Genomic DNA, 1,638 nt, shown 5'->3' on the forward strand with positions numbered 1-1,638 from the left:
ACGCCAAAGACAGCAAACAATACCTTGCCTATTTCCACAACGACCAAATCGGCATACCGCGCGAGATGACCGACATTCATGGCAATCTCTTATGGTACGGCGAATACACCGCCTGGGGCCGTCTGAAAAAGGACGGGCGTGTCTATCAGAACGTCCATCAGCCGTTTAGATTGCAGAACCAGTATTATGATGAAGAAACCGGGCTGCATTACAACCTGATGCGTTATTACGAGCCTGAGGCGGGTCGGTTTGTGAATCAGGATCCGATCGGGTTGTTGGGTGGAGATAATTTGTATTTGTTTGCTCCTAACAGCCAGATATGGATTGACCCATTGGGTTGGGCATATTGGAAAAAAGGAACACCCAAACCAGCGGGCTGGAGGCTACCTAGGGACGGAACTTGGGTAGGAGAAAGAGGACATTCTCGTTTTACGCCAAATAACCCACAAGATTTGGGACTCAATGTTGGTGATTCTATTAATTACAGAGGTGGTAGACCAGACTTTTCTCTTTGGGCAAAAACTCCTTGGTCTTCATCTGGTAAAGGGCCCAAAGGGTTTAAAGTTACCGGTATGACGGGTGACCCAGATAAAGATTTCACAAGAATGAGAAGGGCTTTAGCAGATAAGATGGGATGGTCTATCCAAGATACCCAAAAATATTTGACGGACAATCGTCTTGACTTACATCATTCAAGTAGAAATACGGCGCAAATAATACCGAGAGATTTACATAGTGGCATTAGGCATACTGGTCCTGCAAGTGGCATGCGTAATAAGAAGAAAATCGGAAAAACATGTCCATAACCTTCAACTGGAGTAAACATTATGAGCACAAAAATGCAAACTTTAATAGAAAAAATGGGTGGAGTTGTAAGGGTCGGAGCAAAGCCTTTCGCTCCTTTATCACGAGAAATAATGTCAAAATTTCTAGATGTTGATAGAAAAGAATTTTCTGATTATTTAGATTATTTGACGTGTTTTGGAGGAGAAACATATCTAAATGAAGTATTTTATAAATTAACCATGTATAACAATGGACTACCAAGCTATTGTTATCCCTCTGATTCACCAATAGAAAATGTTGTAATAAAGAAAGGGGAATTTGGTTGTTTCTATGGGGAAGGGGAATCGTATCAAACTGGCTATTCATTGAGCAATGCTATAAAAAAAATGGAAAATAGGATTCCTACGAATTTTTTACCTATTGCTGAGAATAACTGCGGAGATAGGATATTTCTTTGTATAAAAGGGGAAAAAATAGGACAAATTTTTTATTGGTACCATGAAAACGAATGGGATGAAGAAGATTATTTTGATGATTTTGGAAAAACTATGCCTGAAGAAGTAAAGATGCAAAATATGTATTTAGTCGGAGAAGATTTGTATGACTGTTTTAATCGTATGGTCTTAGAAGAAGAATAATTGTTTGAAATATTATGTGCCTAAAGATATATGTAAACTGAATTATATATTTCTAGCTTTGATTAGCAAATCGTAGCCCGCATAAATTTCCAAATTCACAGGTAGGGTGCGTGCCTCAAAGCACGCACGCGGTTTTTTCGGTTTATTAGACGGTCTCAATACCCTAGAATCTCGACGGAGAGAGTAAGTGCATGGCCTCTTTCGGTAACACTTT

2 protein-coding genes are annotated in these 1,638 nt (G+C 39.6%); both read left to right on the forward strand.

Features of this window, described 5'->3' with window-relative positions; all coding sequences use genetic code 11:
* On the forward strand, positions 1-806 hold an 806-nt coding region (locus KEM39_RS11770), incomplete at its 5' end, for an RHS repeat-associated core domain-containing protein (protein WP_249182777.1).
* A 21-nt stretch (positions 807-827) separates the two neighbouring features.
* Positions 828-1,424, forward strand: coding sequence for an SMI1/KNR4 family protein (locus KEM39_RS11195; RefSeq protein ID WP_211710054.1), 597 nt, complete (start codon positions 828-830; stop codon positions 1,422-1,424).
* Positions 1,425-1,638 lie beyond the last annotated feature (214 nt).

Origin of the sequence: Neisseria sp. Marseille-Q1983, assembly GCF_018224585.1 — a bacterium.
Classification (GTDB): domain Bacteria; phylum Pseudomonadota; class Gammaproteobacteria; order Burkholderiales; family Neisseriaceae; genus Neisseria; species Neisseria polysaccharea.

Excerpts from the sequence above, each read along its gene's own strand:
- KEM39_RS11195 (WP_211710054.1), top strand. The coding sequence starts at position 828 with ATGAGCACAAAAATGCAAACTTTAATAGAAAAAATGGGTGGAGTTGTA.